Genomic DNA, 20,037 nt, shown 5'->3' on the forward strand with positions numbered 1-20,037 from the left:
ATGTTTTTACTTTGGCTGATGTTGAACTTATTGTAACACAGGCACACCTTTCACGATACATTTGACATATACCTATATAGGGTATATTCTAGAGGTAGAAACCTAATAGGACGGAGGTTCAAACATGACGCAAGAAGAACGCGCACATCATTCAGAAAAAATCAAATCTAACCTTAAAGCACGACTGAATCGTATAGAAGGACAAGTCAGAGCGATTAATCGCATGATAGATGAAGATGTTTATTGTGATGATGTTTTAACACAAATCAGAGCGACACGTTCAGCTTTGAATAGTGTTGCTGTAAAATTGCTGGATCATCATATGAAAGGCTGTATTTTGCATAAAGCTGAAGATGGACAAGCAGAAGCTGCAATGGAAGAATTATTAGTTACCGTCCAAAAATTAATTAAAGATTAATAAAGGAGTCAGACATGCATAGTAGTGTGATTCAAATCAGTGGTATGGAAACTGAAGAACAACAGCATATTTTGCAAGAACATTTGCAGCAAATGATTGGTATGTCAGAAGTGCAAGTGGATCTGAAATCACAAGAAGTGAAAGCGAGTTACCAGACACCAATCAGTTTAAACAATTTGGAAAAAGAAATTTATGATCAAGGTTACCAAATATTAAATTAAAAAGAGGAGTGTTGTGATATGGAAAAACAATTAAAAGTTGAAGGTATGAGTTGCAGTCATTGTAAAAAAGCTGTAGAAGATGCTGTTGGTAAAGTAAATGGCGTTGACCAAGTAACGGCTACTCCAGATAATAATACAGTAGACGTAACATTCAATGGTGAAGATAAAGTATTATCTGAAGTTGAATCAGCAATTTATGACGCAGGTTATGACGTTGTAAAATAAGACAGAATTATAAAGGCTCAAGTTATCTCTATGGCTGAGCCTTCTTTTTTAAATAAAAATATACCTATGTAGGGTATAGGAGCAGGTGAAATATGGAAAAAGCAGAGTTTAAAATATCAGGTATGACTTGTGCTGCTTGCTCATCACGAATTGAACGGGTTTTGAGTCGTACAGAAGGGATCGACCAAGCGAATGTGAACTTAGTCACTGAAAAAGCATCTATCGAATATGATCAAAGCCATGTCGATATGGATCAAGTCTTTGAAAAAGTGAAACAGCTCGGTTATGAACCCATTGCGCTTGAAACTGCAGATGAAGCAAAAGCACGTAAAAACCAAGAGTTAAATCGTCAAAAAATGAAATTTATTATTGCGATGATTTTATCATTGCCATTGTTATATACCATGGTGGGGCATTTCAGCTTCTTAAGCTTCTTGCCACTCCCTCATGTGATGACAGAACCGTGGTTCCAATTTATCTTAGCAACGCCAGTCCAATTTATTCTAGGTTGGCAATTCTATAAAGGTGCGTATGGTGCATTAAGAAATAAGAGTGCTAATATGGATGTCTTGGTCGCATTAGGGACTTCCGCAGCGTACTTCTATAGTATCTATATGTGGATTATTCATGCGGGTGAAAAACACATTCCATTGTACTTTGAAACCAGTGCAGTTTTAATTACGTTAATCTTACTTGGTAAATACTTTGAGGCGAAAGCTAAAGGCCATGCGAGTGATGCGATTAATAAATTGTTATCACTTCAAGTTAAAGAAGCGCGTGTAGAACGAGATGGGGAAGCGGTCTCTTTACCAGTCGATCAAGTACAGAAAGGTGATGTTTTACTGATTAAAAGCGGTGAATATGTGCCTTTAGATGGTGAAATTATCGAAGGGGAGACTAGTTTAGATGAATCAATGTTAACTGGTGAAAGTATTCCTGTAGATAAAACGATTGGTGATGAAGTCATCGGTGCCACATTAAACCATGGAAACTTTATTAAAGTGAAAGTGACACATACAGGCGATGATTTAGTATTAAATCAAATTATTAAAATTGTTGAAGAAGCACAAGGAGAAAAACCAAATATTCAACGTTTAGCAGATAAGATTTCTGGAATCTTTGTGCCGACAGTACTCGGTATCGCGCTTGTTGTGTTTATTATTTGGTTCAGTTTTATCACACCATTTAATTTTCAATCTAGTTTAGAGGTCTTTATCGCAGTCATAGTTATTGCATGTCCATGTGCTTTAGGTCTTGCGACACCGACTTCAATTATGGCTGGATCAGGACGTTCAGCAGAATTAGGTGTGTTATTCAAATCATCTGAAGCATTAGAACAAACGCAAAATGTGGACACAATCGTATTAGATAAAACAGGCACATTAACAGAAGGGCAACCTTCAGTATACAAAGTCATCGATAATACAGATAATCAACAGTTCGGAACACTTGTAAAAAGTTTAGAAGTACAATCTGAACATCCATTATCACAAGCAATTACAGACTATTATCAAGATGCGCAAAACTTGATAGTAGAACAGTATCAAACACATCCAGGTAATGGTATTAGTGGTTATATTAATGGACAGTTTATCAAAATCGGATCACAAAGCTTTATTCAACCTGATTTGAATGATTGGGATGAGCAGCTTGAAGCAGAAATAAAAAATTTACAACATCAAGGTTCAACGGTTGTATTAGCTTCAATCGATAATCAATTTGCGGGATTGATTGCCTTAAGAGATGAACCGAAAACAAGTGCCAAAGCATTAATTGAGCGCTTAAATCCACATTATGACATTGTGATGTTAAGTGGTGACAGCCAAGGTACAGCTGAAGCCATTGCTGAAGAGTTAGGCATTAACCGTGTCATCGCTGGTGTGAAACCTGATCATAAAGCTGAAGAGATTACGAAATTACAAGATGAAGGTAAAAATGTGATGATGGTCGGTGATGGTATCAATGATGCACCAGCATTAGCAAAAAGTAACATCGGCTTGGCAATGGGTACAGGTTCTGATATTGCGATTGAAGCAGGCGACATAATGATTGTCGGTGGAGATATTGAAAAAGTAGAAGATGCGTTAGATATGAGTCAGCGTACGATGAAGAATATTAAACAAAACTTATTCTTCGCATTCTGTTACAATGCAATCGGCATTCCGATTGCGGCATTCGGTTTACTTGCCCCATGGGTGGCTGGCGCTGCAATGGCATTCAGTTCAGTCTCAGTCGTACTCAATGCATTAAGACTACAAAAAGTTAAACCACAAAAGAAAATATAAAAATAATGTAGTAAAATGAAAATTTTTAGGGTAGAATAAAAGTAACTATTCTATAGTAATACGAAGATGGGGTGAACACGAATGAATAATAATACAGATAAACTACGTAATGTCGTTCAATTGTTATCTTCGCTCGGTGTCAATATTAAGAAAACGAAATCCAGATTAGAGATTATGCATAAGTTACCGAATACTTCAGTAGCGACACCAAAATTAAAGTAATAAAAAACAGGTTATCGATTCGGACATTGAATGCAATGTTCAACCGATAACCTGTTTTTTTAGTTTGTATAAGATTTAGAACGTAAGAAGTCTGGTTGATAAGGGACAGGTTGGTGATAGTAGATTGATAAGATCACACCGACACCCGTCATTAAACTCCATAAAGAGCTACCGCCGTAACTGATGAATGGAAGCGGAATACCTGTAATTGGTAATAATTGAACTGTCATTCCCATGTTTTGGACTGCATGGAATAAAACAAGTGTCATAAATCCGATAATATAAATCTTGTTGTAAATAATTGTGTTTTTATTCGCAAGACGTACCAAGTGGAACATCAGCACAATAAATAAAATGATTAATAATACAGCGCCGATAAATCCGAATTCCTCACCAACAACAGAGAAGATAAAGTCAGTATGGTTTTCAGGAATATAAACTTCACCATGATTAAGTCCTTTACCTAATAATTGCCCAGAACCGATTGCTTTCAGCGACTCTGTTAAATGATAGCCATCGCCTGAACTATAAGAATAAGGATCTAACCATGAAGCGATACGCCCTAATTGATAGGTTTTAATACCGAACCCATTTTCAATTAATGATGGTTTGAAGATAATAGATAAAATAAAGAATGCACCGATTGATAAAATCGTTAAGAAAATAGGTGCAAGGATTTTCCAAGAAATCCCACTGACGATTAAAACACCTGTTAAGATTGCTAGGCAGACTAACGTTGTCCCTAAGTCATTTTGTAAAAAGATTAAAGCCATCGGAATACCTGTGACTATTAATAATTTAAAGAATAACTTAAAGTCAGTTTCTAATGATTTGTTAAATGTATATTTGTTATGACGAGATACAATCTTCGCAAGCATTAAAATCAGTATAATTTTCATAAACTCAGAAGGTTGGATACTGATCGGACCAAAACTGTACCAACTTTTTGCACCGTTGATGATAGGTGTTATCGCAGTTTCCGGCATTACCAATAAGACAATTAACAAAACACATAAAATGCCGTATAACGTATAAGTGTATTTCATAATACGCTTCGGTGAGATTACCATAATTGCAAAGGCGATTATAAAACCGAGTATGTAATAAATGATTTGTTTAATACTGAAGTTTGCGCTATATTGACCGCCGCCCATGGCAGATTTTATAAAAACGACACTAATGATAGCAAATATTACCAAAATGCCGATTAAAACCCAGTCAATACGCCGTATCCATGATTTATTAGGTTGTTGACGTGAAGCTTTCATAAATAGTCTCCTTTAATGCATGTTTTACATCAGTTCAATTGATGTTGACAGGTTACTCTTTGATAGTTGTATGTTATGTATAGTTATCCATATGAAAAACTATAGCATATTTGAACTTTCATCTGTAGCTATTTCCTATTATATACCGTTTTACCAATTATGACTTTAATTTCTCAGGTTTGACATGCAATAAATTAGGAAATCGTGATAAAATAAAGTTTAACAATGCGTTTGGAGGAAAGAACATGGCTAAAGAAAATATATGTATCATTTATGGTGGAAAAAGCGCGGAACATGATGTTTCTATTTTAACTGCGCAGAATGTCTTAAATGCTATTGATAAAGATAAGTACCAAGTAGATATTATCTACATTACAAATGATGGTGCTTGGAAAAAGAAAGATAACATCGTCGATAGTGTGGAAGATACAGAAACCTTGCGCCTAGAAGATGTAAAAGAAGGTGAAATTTCCAGCTTGCTTACAAACAGCAGTTCTGGACAGCCATATTCAGCAATATTCCCATTATTACACGGACCGAATGGTGAAGACGGAACAATTCAAGGATTATTTGAAGTATTAGATTTACCGTATGTCGGTAATGGTGTGTTAGCAGCTTCTAGTACAATGGATAAACTTGTCATGAAACAATTATTTGCACATAGAGGTTTACCGCAATTACCATATGTCAGCTTTTTAAGAAGTGAGTATGACAAATATCAAAGCAATATTTTAAAACTTGTGCATGACAAATTAGAATATCCTGTCTTTGTAAAACCAGCAAACTTAGGTTCAAGTGTCGGTATCAGTAAATGTAACAACGAAGAAGAGTTAAAAGCAGGGATTGAAGAAGCTTTCCAATTCGATAGAAAACTTGTGATTGAACAAGGTGTCGTTGCGAGAGAAGTCGAAGTTGCGGTATTAGGTAATGATTACCCAGAAACAACGGAACCAGGGGAAGTTATCAAAGATGTGGCATTCTATGACTATAAATCTAAATATTTAGATGGTAATATCCGTTTATCTATTCCAGCTGAATTAGACAGTGAAGTACGTACAACACTTCGTAATATGGCAGTTGAAGCATTTAAAGCAACAGACTGCGCAGGCTTATTACGTGCAGATTTCTTTGTGACAGAAGATAATCAAATCTACATTAATGAAACAAATGCGATGCCAGGATTTACTAAATTCAGTATGTATCCAAGTCTGTGGGAAAGCATGGGCTTATCATACTCTGACTTGATTACAAAATTAATTGAGTTAGCGAAAGAAAAACATATCGAAAAACAAAAGAACAAATACAAAATTGATTAAGGTCGTGTACTTACATGATAGAAGTAACTTTAAAACAAATTAAAGCGTGGATTCCTTGTGAAATTGATGAAAAATATTTAGATCATACAATTAAAGGTGTCACAATCGACTCAAGAAAAATTGATGAAGGTAATTTGTTTATCCCATTTAAAGGTGAAAATACAGATGGTCATCGATTTGTAGAACAAGCATTACAAGATGGTGCAGGCGCTGTTTTTTATCAAAAAGATGTCAAACCAGAACATCCAGTAGAAGGTCCTGTCATCTGGGTTGATGATACCTTATTAGCACTGCAAGAACTGGCGAAAGCTTACTTGCAGCACGTACAACCAAAAGTAATTGCTGTAACAGGATCTAATGGTAAGACAACAACTAAAGATATGATTGAAAGTGTCTTAAAGCCGAATTTCAAAGTGAAGAAAACACAAGGAAATTACAATAATGAAATTGGGATGCCATTAACGATTTTAGAGTTAGATGAGGATACTGAAATTTCCATTTTAGAAATGGGTATGTCAGGTTTCCATCAAATTGAACTACTATCTGAAATCGCACAACCTGATATTGCAGTGATTACCAATATCGGTGAATCACATATGCAAGATTTAGGTTCTAGAGAAGGTATTGCCCGAGCTAAATTTGAAATTGTTGCTGGTTTAAAACCAGAAGGTGTACTGCTCTATGATGGCGATGAACCTTTACTTGTACCGCATGTTCATACGTTAGAAAACAATCAAGCCATCAGTATCGGCATAAGTTCTGAGAATGAAGTGGTATGTCATGTTGAACAACATGATGCGTTAGGTATAGCGTTTAGTATCAATGATCAAGAACATTATCAAATTCCTATTTTAGGTATTCATAATATGCGTAATGCAGCAATTGCGATTACGGTCGGCAAATTGTCAGGGCTTGATTATGAAACAATTAAAACGAATATTGCGCAAGTCCAATTGACGCAAATGCGTATGGAGTTGCATCATTCTAAACAAGATGTCGCAGTAATTAATGACGCTTATAATGCCAGCCCAACAAGTATGAAAGCTGCTATTGATACGCTATCTGCAATGGATGGACGCAAAATCTTGATTTTAGCGGATGTGCTAGAATTAGGAGAAAACAGTGCAGCAATGCATGCTTCAGTAGGTGAATACTTAGAAGATAAAGGTATCGACTATTTATTGACTTACGGCGAAGAAGCGGCACATATTCATCAAGCGGGTAAAGCATTTGTAGAGACTGCCGAACATTTTGATGATAAAACACAATTAATCGAATATACGTTAGCACATGTTCAACCAAAAGATAATGTGTTGATTAAGGGTTCAAGAGGTATGGCTTTAGAAGAAGTAGCACAAGCTCTATTAGAACAAAATTAATTAGAAAGTCAGCGAGATGATGAAATTTCTTATTACGAGAAATCCTATCATCTTACTGACTTTTTTGCTTTCTAGTGAGAATTGCATGATTGCTATAATGGGCTTAAGGTGGTACTATATAGAAGTTGATGAAAAATTAAAGACAAGGTGGGGGCGGGTGCTCATTAGTTCTGTATCCATACAGAATAATTGTTAAAGTATTAACCGCTCATTTTTTATCATTTTTAGATGAAAATGAAACTGATAGATGATGTATATCTACTGAAATAAAGAGAGCACAAATTCATCAAAGTCGTCTCGACCATATATAAAGGAGAATTATTTTGCAAAAATTTATAGACTTAGGTGTTTCAGAACAAACTGCTGAAACGCTTGCTAATATGGGCTTCGAAGAACCGACTCCTATACAAAATGATAGTATTCCGTTTGCATTGCACGGTTTAGATATTTTAGGACAAGCGCAAACAGGTACAGGTAAAACGGGAGCGTTTGGTATTCCGTTAATTGAGAAAGTTGTCGGAAAAGAAGGCGTACAAGCACTGATTTTAGCACCTACACGCGAACTTGCAATGCAAGTTGCGGAACAATTACGTGCATTCAGTCGCGGACAACGCGTACAAGTCGTAACAGTTTTCGGTGGTATGCCGATCGGACGCCAAATTAAAGCGTTGAAAAAAGGACCGCAAATTGTTGTAGGTACACCAGGACGTGTCATTGACCACTTGAACCGTCGTACACTTAAAACAAATGATATCCACACATTAATTATTGATGAAGCGGATGAAATGATGAACATGGGCTTCATCGACGATATGAGATTCATTATGGACCATATTCCATCAGAAAATCGTCAAACAATGTTGTTCTCAGCAACAATGCCTAAAGCCATCCAAGCTTTAGTACAACAATTCATGAAAGACCCTAAAATCGTTAAAACAATGAATAACGAAATGTCAGATCCGCAAATTGATGAATACTACACAATCGTTAAAGAATTAGAGAAATTCGAAACATTTACCAACTTCTTAGATGTCCACCAACCAGAATTAGCAATTGTCTTCGGTCGTACAAAACGTCGTGTAGACGAATTAACAAGTGCATTAATTTCAAAAGGCTACAAAGCTGAAGGTTTGCATGGTGATATTACACAAGCAAAACGTTTAGAAGTCTTGAAGAAATTTAAAAATGACCAAATCGATATTTTAGTTGCGACAGACGTTGCAGCACGTGGTTTAGATATTTCAGGTGTCAGCCATGTATACAACTTCGACATTCCTCAAGATACTGAAAGTTATACTCACCGTATCGGACGTACAGGCCGTGCCGGTAAAAAAGGTATCGCGGTTACATTCGTTAACCCGATTGAAATGGACTATATCCGTCAAATCGAAGATACAAATAATAGACGTATGAAAGCGTTAAGACCACCACATCGTAAAGAAGTATTACGTGCACGCGAAAATGATATTAAAGAAAAAGTAGAAAAATGGATGAATCAAGAACATTCAGAACGTCTACAAAATATCTCTTCTCAATTATTAAATGAATATGATGATGTAGAATTAGTAGCTGCATTATTACAAGAATTAGTAGAGTCAAATGATGAAGTAGAAGTTCAATTAACATTCGAAAAACCACTTGCACGCAAAGGTCGTCATAATGCGAAAGGTCCTCGTCGTGGAGGCAAACCTTCTAATAAACGTTCAAACAATAAATTTGATAACAAAAACCGTCGCGGTAAAGGCAAATTTAATGGTAAAAAACAAAAACACGATAAAAAAGATCATAAAAAACCGATTAAAGGTCGTACATTCGCAGACATGCAAAAATAAGAATACCCAATGATTTCAAACCGTTTCGAAGAAATTCGAAGCGGTTTTCTATTTATAGAAATCTATAAATTTTTAACAAAATAATGTTAATCATTGTTAAAATATGACTGATAGCTAAAATACATAGAAAGGTGCGAAGTGACCTTATGTCTAAAAAAAGTCCACGCCGCGTAGTAGGGTACTATTACATCCGCTATTTCATTGAGTTTTTAATAGAAATATTAGTTTTTAGCGGCTTAGTATTCTTGTATCATCATTTTACGTGGTCACCTTGGGTGCTAAACCTGCTTATCATTTTATTGGCCATGAGTTTCCTATATAAAATCATCCATCCTTGGATTATATGGAACTATCGCTTTTATCTATTGCAAGAACATTATGTATCAATTGAGTCACGATTCTTCTTTCAAAAGCAACAAGTGCTTAAATATGACAGAATACAATATGTAGAAAGAGAAAGAGGCCCTATTTTATTAGCGTTCAAAATTTATAAACTTTCTATTATTACTGCAGGTCATGTTGTCACATTACCGATATTGACAGAAGATGAAGCAATATCTATAGAATCCGTTTGTATGCGCCGACTTGAGGAGGTAGATGCAGATGTATAATCCACAAAGATTACACCCACTGTCATATCTCACAGGGTTAATTACTACAATTAAGCAAAATATAGTCGTTATTGTTATCTTTATTTTCAATATCAACAACTTTAACTTTACCGATGTAAAATCGTATATATGGCCAGCTTTTTTAACAGCTATATTTTTATTTTCTTTTATCTATAATGCATTAGAAGTGTATTCTACACGCTATTGGATAGAAGGGCATCATTTTGTCGTGACCAAAGGCGTCTTTAATAAAATACGAAAAGAACTGGATATTCAAAGAATCCAAGCTTTTGATTCCTCACAAGATATTGTGAATCGAATCTTTGGCGGAGTCATTATGGAAATTAAAACACCTAGTGATGGTATCAAGTTACAAATTGTCTCAAAAAATCAATTCAATTTAATAGAACAAGCAGTCAGATCAGAGCAAGCAACAAAAGATTATGAAGATGAATTAATGGGTGAAACGAGTGAAGAGGAACAACCAGCGTCTCATACAATGACAACGGAGCAATCTACACAAATTTTTAAACTCTCGTTGAAAGAATTAATCTTTATGGCGTTATCCAGTGGTTCTATCGGAATTGCTTTAGTTACTTTAGGACCTCTTTTAGGTACTTTCCAAGAAATTATCCCTTGGGATAAATTGTTTCATCAATTTGATTGGATTGCACAAGCTGCATATTTAGTCGTAGCAGGATTAATTATTCTCGCTTTATTTTTAGCTTATATTATCGGTGTTATTATAGAATTTGTCCGGTACTATGGCTATACATTAAGTGAGAAGAATGAACAGTTGCATATCCGTTATGGCTTGTTGAATGTGAAAACCATTAACGTCGCTACACGCAGAATTCAAGCTGTCGTAGAAAAACAATCATTTATACGTCGCTTTATCGGTTATACGTCTGTATATTTTATTATTACAAGTGACGCAAAACAGACAGAAGGTTCCACAACGGCTTCTGGTGATATTATGATTTTGCCTTTTGTAAAACGACAAAAAGCTTATCGTATGATTGAGCAATTAGTTCCTTCCATTGCGTTTGAAGAAGTTGAAACAGGATTGCCATTTGGCGGTATTCGTCGTCATGCGCAAATTGGGATGGGCATGCTTTTAATTGCTGGTATTATAAGTACATATTTTTGGTCATGGTGGTATTTAGCACTAGCGCTAATTGCATGTCTTTTAGTCTTGATTAACAGTATTATTACGGTTCGTTACTCAGGATTTAAAACAGATCGAACAACTTTAACTGTAAAAAAATCTCAATTAATGAGAACGCGTTATTTTTACGCGAAAAAAGATAAGTTACTTGGGTTTGATAAATCACAGAACTGGTTTATGAAACGCGTAGGTTTGTCTGATTTTGCATTTTCAGCTGCAAAAGGTCTAGGGAGTATGGACATAGGCTTACGATTTATAGACAATGAAGCAGCAGAGCAACTAAAACAATGGTATGTGGAGGAGGATGACGATGCATAGAATGGCGCAAGAAGGAAAGAAAGTGTTATTGATTTCAGGTTTAATCCAAACATTACTGATTGTTTTAGTCTTTGCAGCATTAATTACTGTAGAGTATCTTTGGCTGCATCTCTTGTCTAAAGGTGCGTTGAAGTGGATTGTGATTATTGCGATTGTGTTAGTATTATTTGTATTCATATGGACATGCTTGCTTAATCCTTGGCTGAAAAATAAGCAACATGGTTATTTATTGGAAACCAATCAAATTCTAGTTCAAGAAGGTATGATTTTTGTAAGTTTAAAATATATCCCTTTATTCAGAATTCAAAATATAGATATTAATGAAGGTTGGTTGATGCGTAAATGGCAATTAGCAACATTGACACTGTCAACTGCAGGCGGAGATAGTGAGATATTGTTGATAAATAAAGCAACAGCCCAACAAATTATGTATGATATTAAACATATTCATGATAAGAATGAGATGTCAGAAGAAGAAGCGGGTGAATAAAGTGATTTATGGTATAGGTATCGATTTGATTGAAATTGATCGTATCAAAACAATGTTAGAACGTCAGAAGAGATTTCCAGAAAAAGTATTGAGTCAAGATGAACTGGACAAGTTCCATTCATTTTCACATCCACAACGACAAGCAGAATTTTTAGCTGGACGTTTTGCATGTAAAGAAGCGTTCAGTAAAGCGTTAGGTACAGGCATCGGCAAACAAATCAGTTTCCAAGATATTAATTGTAAGAATGATGAATTAGGTCGTCCTTATATTCACTTTGAAGGATTCAAAGTTCATGTCAGTATCTCTCACACGAAAAATTATGCGACAAGCCAAGTATTGCTTGAAAAAATATAAAATAAATTGAGTATTGATAAAATGAGTCAGAAAGTATTATAGTAGTAATACATTTTACTTGGTTAAAGGAGATGACGCTATGGCGGATAAATTTTATCGCCCTACGTATTTAAAGGTAGACTTAGAAGCGATTTTAAAAAACTACCAAGTACTAGGAAAACTACAACCAAACAAAACAGTAATGCCTGTCATTAAAGCAAATGCATATGGACTGGGTAGTGTGAAAGTTGCACATTATCTAGAAAAACACGGTGCAGAATTTTTTGCGGTCGCTACATTAGACGAAGCAATTGAATTGCGCATGCATGGGATAGACGCCAAAATTTTAATATTAGGTGTCGTTATGCCGAATGATATTAATAAAGCGATTCAACATCGTGTTGCCTTAACCGTTCCTTCATACCAATGGTTGGAAGCGGTAATAGAGCAGATTGAGCCTGAAAATAAAAAAGATTTATGGCTGCATGTCAAAATTGATACAGGCATGGGGCGTCTAGGTATTAAGACACTTGAGGATTATCAAAAAATCGTTGATACAATCAGTCAACATGATCAATTAGTTTTTGAAGGTGTGTTTACTCATTTTGCGCAAGCAGATGAAGATTCACCACATACACATGAACAATACCAAGTATTTGAAGATTGGGTGAATACTTTACCACATCCTCCTTATGTCCATTCTCAAAATTCTGCAGGTACAATTCTGCATGAAGCACCTATTTGTAATATGGTGCGTACTGGTATTTCGTTATATGGTTATTACCCGTCTGAATATGTAGAAGAAGTGACAAATGCAGTGCTTTATCCAAGCGCTTACTGGGCAACCGAAATTATGGAAATCAAACGTTTAAACTTAGGGGATACTGTCAGCTATGGTTCTACCTTTACTGCTGACCGAGCATTGAAAATCGCTATTTTAGGTGTGGGTTATGCAGATGGATTCCCACGCATGATGCAAGGCGCAACAGTAGAAATCAATGGCCATCATTGTGAAATTATCGGACGCGTTTGTATGGATCAAATGATGGTGGTTTTACCAGAAGATGACACATTTGAAGTTGGGGATACAGCAACGTTATTGAACCGCGAACATCAAGGACCTGAATCATTAACTTCATTGGCACATCAACAACAAACTATCAATTATGAAGTGCTTTGTCGTATCGGCAGACGTGTGCCAAGAATTTATGAACCAGAAAAAGAATTTGATATTGTCAACGAATTGCAAAAATAGTATGGTCATGAATTTTGAAATTTGTTATGATTAATTTGAATATTAGTTTAGAAGTTCTTTATTTCTTGGAGGTCTTACCTATGTCAACTTTTAATCAGAATAGAAGCTATAGTTTGGAACAGTCATTAAAAGAAGGCTATTCACAAATGGCTGATTTGAATCTCTCCCTAGCAACGGAGGCATTTTCAGTGGAATGTGAAGCCTGTGATTGCAATGAATCTTATCTTACATTTGATAAGGATGAATGATGAGGAGAGGCGATGTTTATTTAGCTGATTTATCACCAGTGCAAGGTTCTGAACAAGGGGGAGTTAGACCTGTTGTAATTATACAAAATGACACTGGCAATAAGTACAGTCCGACGGTAATTGTAGCCGCGATTACTGGGCGTATTAATAAGGCGAAAATTCCAACACATGTTGAAATTGAAAAGAGTAAATACAAATTAGATAAAGATTCTGTTATATTACTTGAACAGATTAGAACAGTTGATAAAAAACGTTTGAAAGAGAAATTGACTTATCTTTCAGATGAGAAGATGAAAGAAATTGATAACGCGATTGGAATTAGTTTAGGCTTGACACATAAAAATTAGGAACCGATTTCAATCATATGTGTAAACAACTAAATGAGAAGTGGTTGTATCAGTTTATGCTGAACAATCCAGTTCATTCAAATGAACGATTTAAAAGAGGTGAAGCAACATTTTCAGCCTGCTTAGCAACTTTGCTTATTGCTCGATTTTTATCATAGTGTGATACAGCATTTTACTATGGTGCTGAAATGTGACTTTCGACCTCTTTTTATTTCATCAAACAAGATTTAAATAAGTATGTGTGGTTACTGGGTAGACGGCGAAACTGGTATAAAGAGAGGGACAACGCAATTGGAAAATTTCAAAAAAAGATATATGCAATTAATGAAGTCTTATGTAGAGTCCTATAATAAGGAAACGGTTATTAAGCAATTTGAAGGCTTCGGTCAAGAAATTTTAGAAAAACATATCCATGCAGAAGATGTACTTGATATTCATAGAGAATGTGCCAAAGAAATGGACTTAACTAAAGAACAAGTCTTCGCTACATTTGAGTTATTGAAAATTATCGCAAGTATTTTCGGATATAGCTATCAAGATTATCAAGAAATGGTAGATAAACTCTATTACCATGATAAAGAAATGGATTTAGCTTCACGTTTACAACAAACGATGCTGCAAACTGAGATACCTCAATTCGACAGTATTCAAATTGGGGTTATTTCTGTTGCAGCGCAAAAAGTAAGTGGGGACTACTTTAATTTAATTGATCATAAAGATGGAACGATGAGTTTTGCGGTAGCGGATGTCATTGGTAAAGGTATTCCTGCAGCGCTCGCAATGAGTATGATTAAATTCGGAATGGATTCATATGGGCATTCACAATTACCAAGTGATGGTTTAAAACGTCTGAATCGTGTAGTTGAGAAAAACGTCAACCAAGATATGTTTGTGACGATGTTTTATGGCTTATATGAAGAAATGAATCATTTATTATACTGCAGTTCGGCAGGTCATGAACCAGGTTATATTTTCAGAGCTGCCGAAGACAGATTTGAAGAAATTTCTGTTAAAGGGCGTGTGCTTGGTGTTAGACAATTAGAACGCTACAAGCAGCAGGAAATTCAAATTCATTTAAATGATTTGATTATTATCTTTACTGATGGTGTGACTGAAATCAGGGATGAAAACGGTAAATTTATAGAGACAGATTATTTATTAGATTTTATACATAAGTATAAAAATCTGCATCCGCAAGATATTGTACAGTTATTGTATGAAGATTTACTTGGCATTCAAAAGTCAGGCAAGCGCGATGACTTAACAATCTTAATTATTAAGCGAGTAAATTAAATAAAAATGATTAACCTTTAAACAAAATGGGTAAACTAGTGTTTGAAATATGAACAGACTGGAGTGTATCACTGAATGAATTTGAATATAGAGACACAAGAACATGATGGGTATTATGAAATTAAAGTCGGAGGAGAACTAGACGTTTATACTGTACCTGAATTGGAACAAGTTTTAACACCAATTAAACAAGAGGGTACACATGACGTATATGTTAACTTGACGAATGTAAGTTACATGGATTCCACTGGACTTGGTTTATTTGTAGGAACATTGAAAGCATTAAATCAAAATGATAAAGAATTATATATTATCGGCGCTTCAGAACGTATCAGCCGTTTATTCGAAATTACAGGTTTAAGCGACTTGATGCACGTAAATGAAGGATCGGAGGTAGAATGACATGGAAGCGAAGCGGAATGTAATTGAAATGAAGCTGCCGGCACAAGCTGAATATGTCAGTTTAATCCGATTAACATTATCGGGCGTGTTTTCACGTGCGGGTGCTTCATATGAAGATATCGAAGATGCTAAAATTGCGGTAAGTGAAGCAGTCACAAATGCTGTAAAACATGCATACAAAGAAGAAGAAATCGATCCCTCTATTTATTTATGTTTTGAAATTTACGATGATAAAATTAGAGTTGTTATTTCTGACCAAGGCAAGAGCTTCGATTACGAAGAGAAGAAAAAAGAACTTGGTCCATACAGTGAAAATGAAAATATAGACTTCTTAAGAGAAGGCGGATTAGGTTTATTCTTAATTGAGTCATTGATGGATGAAGTTAAAGTAAACAAGGACAATGGTGTAACGATAAGCATGATCAAGTATATAAAAAAAGAGCAGGTGCACAATAATGGCGAAAGAGTCGAAATCAACTAACGATATTTCACCACAACAAATCAACGAATGGATCAGACAACATCAGAATGAAGAAAATACCAGTGCCCAAGACAAACTTGTCAGACATTATCAAAAATTGATTGAATCTTTAGCTTTCAAATATTCAAAAGGACAATCACACCATGAAGACTTGGTTCAAGTAGGAATGGTAGGACTTATTGGTGCCATAAATCGATTTGATATCAATTTTGGCAGAAAGTTCGAAGCCTTCTTGGTGCCTACGGTAATCGGTGAAATTAAAAGATACTTAAGAGATAAGACTTGGAGCGTTCATGTTCCAAGACGTATCAAAGAAATTGGTCCAAGAATTAAAAAGACCACTGATGAATTAACAAATGAACTTGAACGTTCGCCATCAATTGCCGAAATCGCAGATAGATTAGAAGTTACAGAAGAAGAAGTATTAGAAGCGATGGAAATGGGACAAAGTTACAATGCGTTAAGTGTAGACCATTCCATTGAGGCAGATAAGGATGGTTCAACGGTCACGTTACTTGATATTATGGGTGAGCAAGAAGATGGTTATGATTTAACCGAGAAACGAATGATTTTAGAAAGAATCTTACCTATTTTATCTGATCGTGAACGTGAAATTATTCAATGTACTTTCATTGAAGGGTTAAGTCAGAAAGAAACAGGTGAACGCATTGGCTTAAGTCAAATGCATGTCTCACGATTGCAACGTAATGCAATTAAAAAGTTACAACAAGCGGCGAAGAAATAATGCCGAAAATAAAGAATCGCAATCTTTAGAAAGGGCTGAGATACATTATGTATTTCAGTCTTTTTCTATTCTTATGATACTATGGAAACAAGAAAATGAATTTGAGGTGCAGATATTGAATAACGAATTAATCAACTCAATTGAAAAACAACATCACTTTTCAAAAAAACAAATTACTGAAGTGCTAGCATTACTAGAAGAAAATAACACAGTTCCATTCATCGCACGTTATCGAAAAGAGCGTACAGGTGGACTAGATGAGGTCGAAATTAAAAAGATTGCAGACGAATATCATTACATGGAACAGCTTCAAAAGAGAAAAGAAGAAGTTTTACATAACATAGAACAACAAGGTTTATTAGATGACCAGTTAAAAGCGGATATTTTAAAACAAACGAAGTTGCAACGTGTGGAAGATTTATATAGACCGTTTAAACAAAAGAAAAAAACACGTGCAACAGAAGCTAAACGAAAAGGATTAGAGCCTTTAGCAAAATGGTTGATGCAAAGTAGTATTGATCAATCACCTAAAACTTATGCAGAAGCATTTTTAAATGAAGAAGTGACATCAGTTGCTGATGCGTTAGCAGGTGCACAAGATATTATTGCAGAATGGGTTTCTGATAATCCTAAATACAGAAATAAAATTTTGACACAGACACAAAAACGAGGACTCATCACAAGTCAGAAAAAGAAAAAAGCAGAAGATGAGAAAAAGACATATGAAATGTACTATGAATTTTCAGAGCCGATTCATAAAATAGCCAACCATAGAATATTAGCGATGAATCGCGGCGAAAAAGAAAAAGTATTATCAGTGAAGATTGAAATGGATACAGATTCATTAGAAAGAGAAATTGCACGCCAAGAAATTAAAGGTCAGCATGAAGGTACAACTTATATTGAAGCGGCAATTAAAGATAGTATGAAACGTTTGATTATGCCATCAATCGAGCGAGAAATTCGCACTGATTTGACGACTAAAGCTGAGAATCATGCGATTGATGTATTCAGTGTTAACTTAAAACATTTATTATTACAACCACCATTGAAAGGAAAACAAATTTTAGGTGTTGACCCTGCATTTAGAACAGGGTGCAAATTGGCTGTAATTAATCCGTATGGTACGTTTATTGCAAAAGGTGTGATGTATCCGCATCCTCCAGTTTCAAAAACAGCGCAAGCAGAAAAAACATTTTTACAATTTATCAATGATTATGATGTTAAATTAGTAGCTATTGGTAATGGTACGGCAAGTCGTGAAACTGAACAATTTGTGGCTGACTTAATTCAAAAACATACCTTAGATGTTCAATTTATTATTGTGAACGAAGCGGGTGCGTCTGTTTATTCTGCATCTGAAATCGCAAGAACAGAATTTCCTGATTTCCAAGTAGAAGAAAGAAGTGCTGTTTCCATAGGACGTCGTGTACAAGATCCGTTGAGTGAGTTAGTAAAAATTGATCCAAAATCAATTGGTGTAGGTCAATATCAACATGATGTTAACCAAAAAGCACTTGAAAATGCTTTGAATTTCGTAGTAGAAACAGCCGTTAACCAAGTTGGTGTAGATGTGAATACAGCTTCACGTTCATTATTGCAACATGTTTCAGGTTTATCACCGCAAATCGCACAAAACATTATTGATTATCGCGAAGAAAATGGTGTCATTAACCATCACAAACAAATTGCCAAAGTAAAACGTCTAGGCCCTAAAACGTTTGAACAAAGTATCGGATTCTTACGTATTGTAAATGGTAAAGAGCCGTTAGATAATACATCAATTCACCCTGAAAGTTATGCGATTGCATATCAATTATTAGAGCAACAAGGTTTGAGTGCAGAAGATCTAGGTACAACACATCTTAAAGAGGTATTGAACAAACTAGACTTAAAACAATCTGCTGAGCAATTAAACGTAGGTCTACCAACTCTAGAAGACATTGTGGCTGCGTTGATTGCACCTAATCGAGATCCACGTGATGAATATGAAACGCCGATTTTAAAATCCAACGTATTATCTTTAGAAGATTTAACCAAAGGAATGAAATTGAGCGGTACTGTTCGAAATGTCGTTGACTTTGGTGCATTTGTAGATGTCGGTGTTAAACAAGATGGCTTAGTGCATATATCTCAATTAGCGAAACGTTTCGTGAAAAATCCAATGGATATTGTCAATGTAGGAGATATTGTAGATGTTTGGGTACTTGATACAGATACAGTAAAAAATAAAGTTTCATTGACAATGATTAATCCTAATGAGTAATAACTGGATGGATAATGAGAAGTTGCAACAACTTACAGAGAAAATTTCCAGACAATCATTTGGATGGGAATTCAAACACGAGGCTTATTTCAATAATAGGTTAAGAACAACAGGCGGAAGATATTTGTTGCAGTCTCATAATATCGAAATCAATCCGAAACAATATGAACAGTTTGGAGAAGCGGCTATTATTGATATTATCAAACATGAACTATGTCATTATCATCTCCATCTGCAAAAACGAGGTTACCAACATAAAGACAAAGAATTTAAGCAGTTAAGTCAAAAAGTTGGTGCACCAAGATTTTGCAGTGCTGTTAAAAGTTATGAAGAACGGGCGAACTATGTATATCAATGTCAATCATGCAAAAAATCTTTCTTGCGCATTAAAAAAGTGAATACACGAAAGATGGTTTGTGGTCATTGTCACGGTAAGTTAAAACTACAAAAGAAATTATAGTAATCAATACCGAGTATCTAAGGTGTTATGCCTTGGATGCTCGGTTTTTTACTACGATTAAAATAAAAATAAGGAAATATGAACTTTAGTGTTGACTCAACTCTGAGAATGTTATATGATAGTTCATGTCCTAAAAAAACGACATTAAATATTTGAAACGAACTTTAACACTATGTTAAAAACTTTTAAAAAGTTATTGACATGATATTACGAGAGTGTTACAATAGAGTACGTTGTTAAAATAAATGATTAATGAAATCAAACCCAAGCGGTCGTGGCGGAATGGCAGACGCGCTAGGTTGAGGGCCTAGTGGGAGAGATCCCGTGGAGGTTCAAGTCCTCTCGGCCGCATCAACATTTCATTAATTTACGAATATATGCGGGTGTAGTTTAATGGCAAAACCTCAGCCTTCCAAGCTGATGTTGTGGGTTCGATTCCCATCACCCGCTCCA

At 35.3% G+C, this 20,037-nt stretch carries 22 protein-coding genes and 2 tRNA genes; 23 read left to right on the forward strand and 1 reads right to left on the reverse strand.

Annotation, left to right across the window (positions count from 1 at the left end):
• Positions 1 to 124: 124 nt before the first annotated feature.
• The 5 genes from csoR (at position 125) to HMPREF3270_RS13940 (ending at position 3,371) form a co-directional block, all read left to right on the forward strand.
• Positions 125 to 418, forward strand: coding sequence for a copper-sensing transcriptional repressor CsoR (csoR, locus tag HMPREF3270_RS07545; RefSeq protein WP_002481765.1), 294 nt, complete (start codon positions 125 to 127; stop codon positions 416 to 418).
• A 14-nt stretch (positions 419 to 432) separates the two neighbouring features.
• Positions 433 to 639, forward strand: coding sequence for a putative copper chaperone CsoZ (locus HMPREF3270_RS07550; RefSeq protein WP_002481764.1), 207 nt, complete (start codon positions 433 to 435; stop codon positions 637 to 639).
• Positions 640 to 657: 18 nt separating this feature from the next.
• Positions 658 to 864 carry a copper ion binding protein gene (locus HMPREF3270_RS07555; protein WP_070848608.1) on the forward strand — a complete coding sequence of 69 codons (207 nt, stop codon included), beginning with the start codon at positions 658 to 660 and terminating at the stop codon, positions 862 to 864.
• 92 nt (positions 865 to 956) lie between these two features.
• On the forward strand, positions 957 to 3,149 hold the full coding sequence (locus HMPREF3270_RS07560) for a heavy metal translocating P-type ATPase (protein WP_070848607.1): 2,193 nt from the start codon (positions 957 to 959) through the stop codon (positions 3,147 to 3,149).
• An 81-nt stretch (positions 3,150 to 3,230) separates the two neighbouring features.
• Positions 3,231 to 3,371 (forward strand): Lmo0850 family protein, encoded by a 141-nt coding sequence (locus HMPREF3270_RS13940; RefSeq protein ID WP_176746718.1) that lies wholly within the window; start codon positions 3,231 to 3,233, stop codon positions 3,369 to 3,371.
• A 59-nt stretch (positions 3,372 to 3,430) separates the two neighbouring features.
• On the opposite strand, the gene HMPREF3270_RS07565 is transcribed toward HMPREF3270_RS13940, so the two are convergent.
• Complete coding sequence (locus HMPREF3270_RS07565; protein WP_002481760.1) at positions 3,431 to 4,639, reverse strand: FtsW/RodA/SpoVE family cell cycle protein; 1,209 nt, start codon at positions 4,637 to 4,639, stop codon at positions 3,431 to 3,433.
• Between the two features lie 245 nt (positions 4,640 to 4,884).
• Here HMPREF3270_RS07565 and HMPREF3270_RS07570 point away from each other — a divergent pair, with 245 nt between their 5' ends.
• The 18 genes from HMPREF3270_RS07570 to HMPREF3270_RS07655 all read left to right on the forward strand — a co-directional run bounded on the left by HMPREF3270_RS07570 (position 4,885) and on the right by HMPREF3270_RS07655 (position 20,037).
• On the forward strand, positions 4,885 to 5,955 hold the full coding sequence (locus HMPREF3270_RS07570) for a D-alanine--D-alanine ligase (protein ID WP_070848606.1): 1,071 nt from the start codon (positions 4,885 to 4,887) through the stop codon (positions 5,953 to 5,955).
• A 14-nt stretch (positions 5,956 to 5,969) separates the two neighbouring features.
• Positions 5,970 to 7,334: a UDP-N-acetylmuramoyl-tripeptide--D-alanyl-D-alanine ligase gene (murF, locus tag HMPREF3270_RS07575; protein ID WP_070848605.1), complete on the forward strand. Its 1,365-nt coding sequence runs from the start codon at positions 5,970 to 5,972 to the stop codon at positions 7,332 to 7,334.
• Positions 7,335 to 7,657: 323 nt separating this feature from the next.
• Complete coding sequence (locus HMPREF3270_RS07580) at positions 7,658 to 9,166, forward strand: degradosome RNA helicase CshA (protein WP_002481757.1); 1,509 nt, start codon at positions 7,658 to 7,660, stop codon at positions 9,164 to 9,166.
• Between the two features lie 146 nt (positions 9,167 to 9,312).
• Complete coding sequence (locus tag HMPREF3270_RS07585; RefSeq protein ID WP_070848604.1) at positions 9,313 to 9,777, forward strand: PH domain-containing protein; 465 nt, start codon at positions 9,313 to 9,315, stop codon at positions 9,775 to 9,777.
• The gene (locus tag HMPREF3270_RS07590) at positions 9,770 to 11,263 is read left to right on the forward strand and encodes a PH domain-containing protein (RefSeq protein WP_070848603.1); all 1,494 of its coding nucleotides are present in this window, start codon (positions 9,770 to 9,772) and stop codon (positions 11,261 to 11,263) included. Before HMPREF3270_RS07585 ends, HMPREF3270_RS07590 begins: the two co-directional genes overlap by 8 nt.
• Positions 11,256 to 11,753 carry a PH domain-containing protein gene (locus HMPREF3270_RS07595; RefSeq protein ID WP_070848602.1) on the forward strand — a complete coding sequence of 166 codons (498 nt, stop codon included), beginning with the start codon at positions 11,256 to 11,258 and terminating at the stop codon, positions 11,751 to 11,753. Before HMPREF3270_RS07590 ends, HMPREF3270_RS07595 begins: the two co-directional genes overlap by 8 nt.
• 1 nt (position 11,754) lies before the next feature.
• Complete coding sequence (gene acpS / locus HMPREF3270_RS07600; RefSeq protein ID WP_070626517.1) at positions 11,755 to 12,108, forward strand: holo-ACP synthase; 354 nt, start codon at positions 11,755 to 11,757, stop codon at positions 12,106 to 12,108.
• Between the two features lie 79 nt (positions 12,109 to 12,187).
• On the forward strand, positions 12,188 to 13,342 hold the full coding sequence (gene alr / locus HMPREF3270_RS07605) for an alanine racemase (protein ID WP_070848601.1): 1,155 nt from the start codon (positions 12,188 to 12,190) through the stop codon (positions 13,340 to 13,342).
• Positions 13,343 to 13,422: 80 nt separating this feature from the next.
• On the forward strand, positions 13,423 to 13,590 hold the full coding sequence (mazE, locus tag HMPREF3270_RS07610) for a type II toxin-antitoxin system antitoxin MazE (protein ID WP_023016097.1): 168 nt from the start codon (positions 13,423 to 13,425) through the stop codon (positions 13,588 to 13,590).
• Complete coding sequence (locus tag HMPREF3270_RS07615; RefSeq protein WP_031262808.1) at positions 13,587 to 13,937, forward strand: type II toxin-antitoxin system PemK/MazF family toxin; 351 nt, start codon at positions 13,587 to 13,589, stop codon at positions 13,935 to 13,937. The genes mazE and HMPREF3270_RS07615 overlap by 4 nt, the downstream gene beginning before the upstream one ends.
• A 291-nt stretch (positions 13,938 to 14,228) precedes the next feature.
• Positions 14,229 to 15,230, forward strand: a complete 1,002-nt coding sequence (locus HMPREF3270_RS07620; protein WP_002481750.1) for a SpoIIE family protein phosphatase — start codon at positions 14,229 to 14,231, stop codon at positions 15,228 to 15,230.
• A 75-nt stretch (positions 15,231 to 15,305) separates the two neighbouring features.
• Entirely contained in the window at positions 15,306 to 15,632 is a 327-nt protein-coding gene (locus HMPREF3270_RS07625; protein ID WP_002481749.1) for an anti-sigma factor antagonist, read from the forward strand.
• 1 nt (position 15,633) lies between these two features.
• Positions 15,634 to 16,113 carry an anti-sigma B factor RsbW gene (gene rsbW, locus HMPREF3270_RS07630; protein ID WP_023016096.1) on the forward strand — a complete coding sequence of 160 codons (480 nt, stop codon included), beginning with the start codon at positions 15,634 to 15,636 and terminating at the stop codon, positions 16,111 to 16,113.
• Complete coding sequence (gene sigB, locus HMPREF3270_RS07635) at positions 16,088 to 16,858, forward strand: RNA polymerase sigma factor SigB (protein WP_002481747.1); 771 nt, start codon at positions 16,088 to 16,090, stop codon at positions 16,856 to 16,858. Before rsbW ends, sigB begins: the two co-directional genes overlap by 26 nt.
• A 115-nt stretch (positions 16,859 to 16,973) precedes the next feature.
• On the forward strand, positions 16,974 to 19,124 hold the full coding sequence (locus HMPREF3270_RS07640) for a Tex family protein (RefSeq protein WP_070848600.1): 2,151 nt from the start codon (positions 16,974 to 16,976) through the stop codon (positions 19,122 to 19,124).
• A gap of 7 nt (positions 19,125 to 19,131) precedes the next feature.
• Positions 19,132 to 19,584 (forward strand): SprT family protein, encoded by a 453-nt coding sequence (locus HMPREF3270_RS07645; protein ID WP_002481745.1) that lies wholly within the window; start codon positions 19,132 to 19,134, stop codon positions 19,582 to 19,584.
• Between the two features lie 268 nt (positions 19,585 to 19,852).
• Positions 19,853 to 19,935 (forward strand) — tRNA-Leu (locus HMPREF3270_RS07650).
• A gap of 28 nt (positions 19,936 to 19,963) precedes the next feature.
• A tRNA-Gly gene (locus HMPREF3270_RS07655) sits at positions 19,964 to 20,037 on the forward strand.

Origin of the sequence: Staphylococcus sp. HMSC65H10, from assembly GCF_001839185.1 — a bacterium.
GTDB lineage: Bacteria > Bacillota > Bacilli > Staphylococcales > Staphylococcaceae > Staphylococcus > Staphylococcus simulans.

Bases quoted from the DNA above. Each gene is read 5' to 3' on its own strand.
- csoR (WP_002481765.1), top strand. From the start codon at position 125: ATGACGCAAGAAGAACGCGCACATCATTCAGAAAAAATCAAATCTAAC.
- HMPREF3270_RS07550 (WP_002481764.1), top strand. From the start codon at position 433: ATGCATAGTAGTGTGATTCAAATCAGTGGTATGGAAACTGAAGAACAA.
- HMPREF3270_RS07555 (WP_070848608.1), top strand. From the start codon at position 658: ATGGAAAAACAATTAAAAGTTGAAGGTATGAGTTGCAGTCATTGTAAA.
- HMPREF3270_RS07560 (WP_070848607.1), top strand. From the start codon at position 957: ATGGAAAAAGCAGAGTTTAAAATATCAGGTATGACTTGTGCTGCTTGC.
- HMPREF3270_RS13940 (WP_176746718.1), top strand. From the start codon at position 3,231: ATGAATAATAATACAGATAAACTACGTAATGTCGTTCAATTGTTATCT.
- HMPREF3270_RS07565 (WP_002481760.1), bottom strand. From the start codon at position 4,639: ATGAAAGCTTCACGTCAACAACCTAATAAATCATGGATACGGCGTATT.
- HMPREF3270_RS07570 (WP_070848606.1), top strand. From the start codon at position 4,885: ATGGCTAAAGAAAATATATGTATCATTTATGGTGGAAAAAGCGCGGAA.
- murF (WP_070848605.1), top strand. From the start codon at position 5,970: ATGATAGAAGTAACTTTAAAACAAATTAAAGCGTGGATTCCTTGTGAA.
- HMPREF3270_RS07585 (WP_070848604.1), top strand. From the start codon at position 9,313: ATGTCTAAAAAAAGTCCACGCCGCGTAGTAGGGTACTATTACATCCGC.
- HMPREF3270_RS07590 (WP_070848603.1), top strand. From the start codon at position 9,770: ATGTATAATCCACAAAGATTACACCCACTGTCATATCTCACAGGGTTA.
- HMPREF3270_RS07595 (WP_070848602.1), top strand. From the start codon at position 11,256: ATGCATAGAATGGCGCAAGAAGGAAAGAAAGTGTTATTGATTTCAGGT.
- alr (WP_070848601.1), top strand. From the start codon at position 12,188: ATGGCGGATAAATTTTATCGCCCTACGTATTTAAAGGTAGACTTAGAA.
- mazE (WP_023016097.1), top strand. From the start codon at position 13,423: ATGTCAACTTTTAATCAGAATAGAAGCTATAGTTTGGAACAGTCATTA.
- HMPREF3270_RS07615 (WP_031262808.1), top strand. From the start codon at position 13,587: ATGATGAGGAGAGGCGATGTTTATTTAGCTGATTTATCACCAGTGCAA.
- HMPREF3270_RS07625 (WP_002481749.1), top strand. From the start codon at position 15,306: ATGAATTTGAATATAGAGACACAAGAACATGATGGGTATTATGAAATT.
- rsbW (WP_023016096.1), top strand. From the start codon at position 15,634: ATGGAAGCGAAGCGGAATGTAATTGAAATGAAGCTGCCGGCACAAGCT.
- sigB (WP_002481747.1), top strand. From the start codon at position 16,088: ATGGCGAAAGAGTCGAAATCAACTAACGATATTTCACCACAACAAATC.
- HMPREF3270_RS07645 (WP_002481745.1), top strand. From the start codon at position 19,132: ATGGATAATGAGAAGTTGCAACAACTTACAGAGAAAATTTCCAGACAA.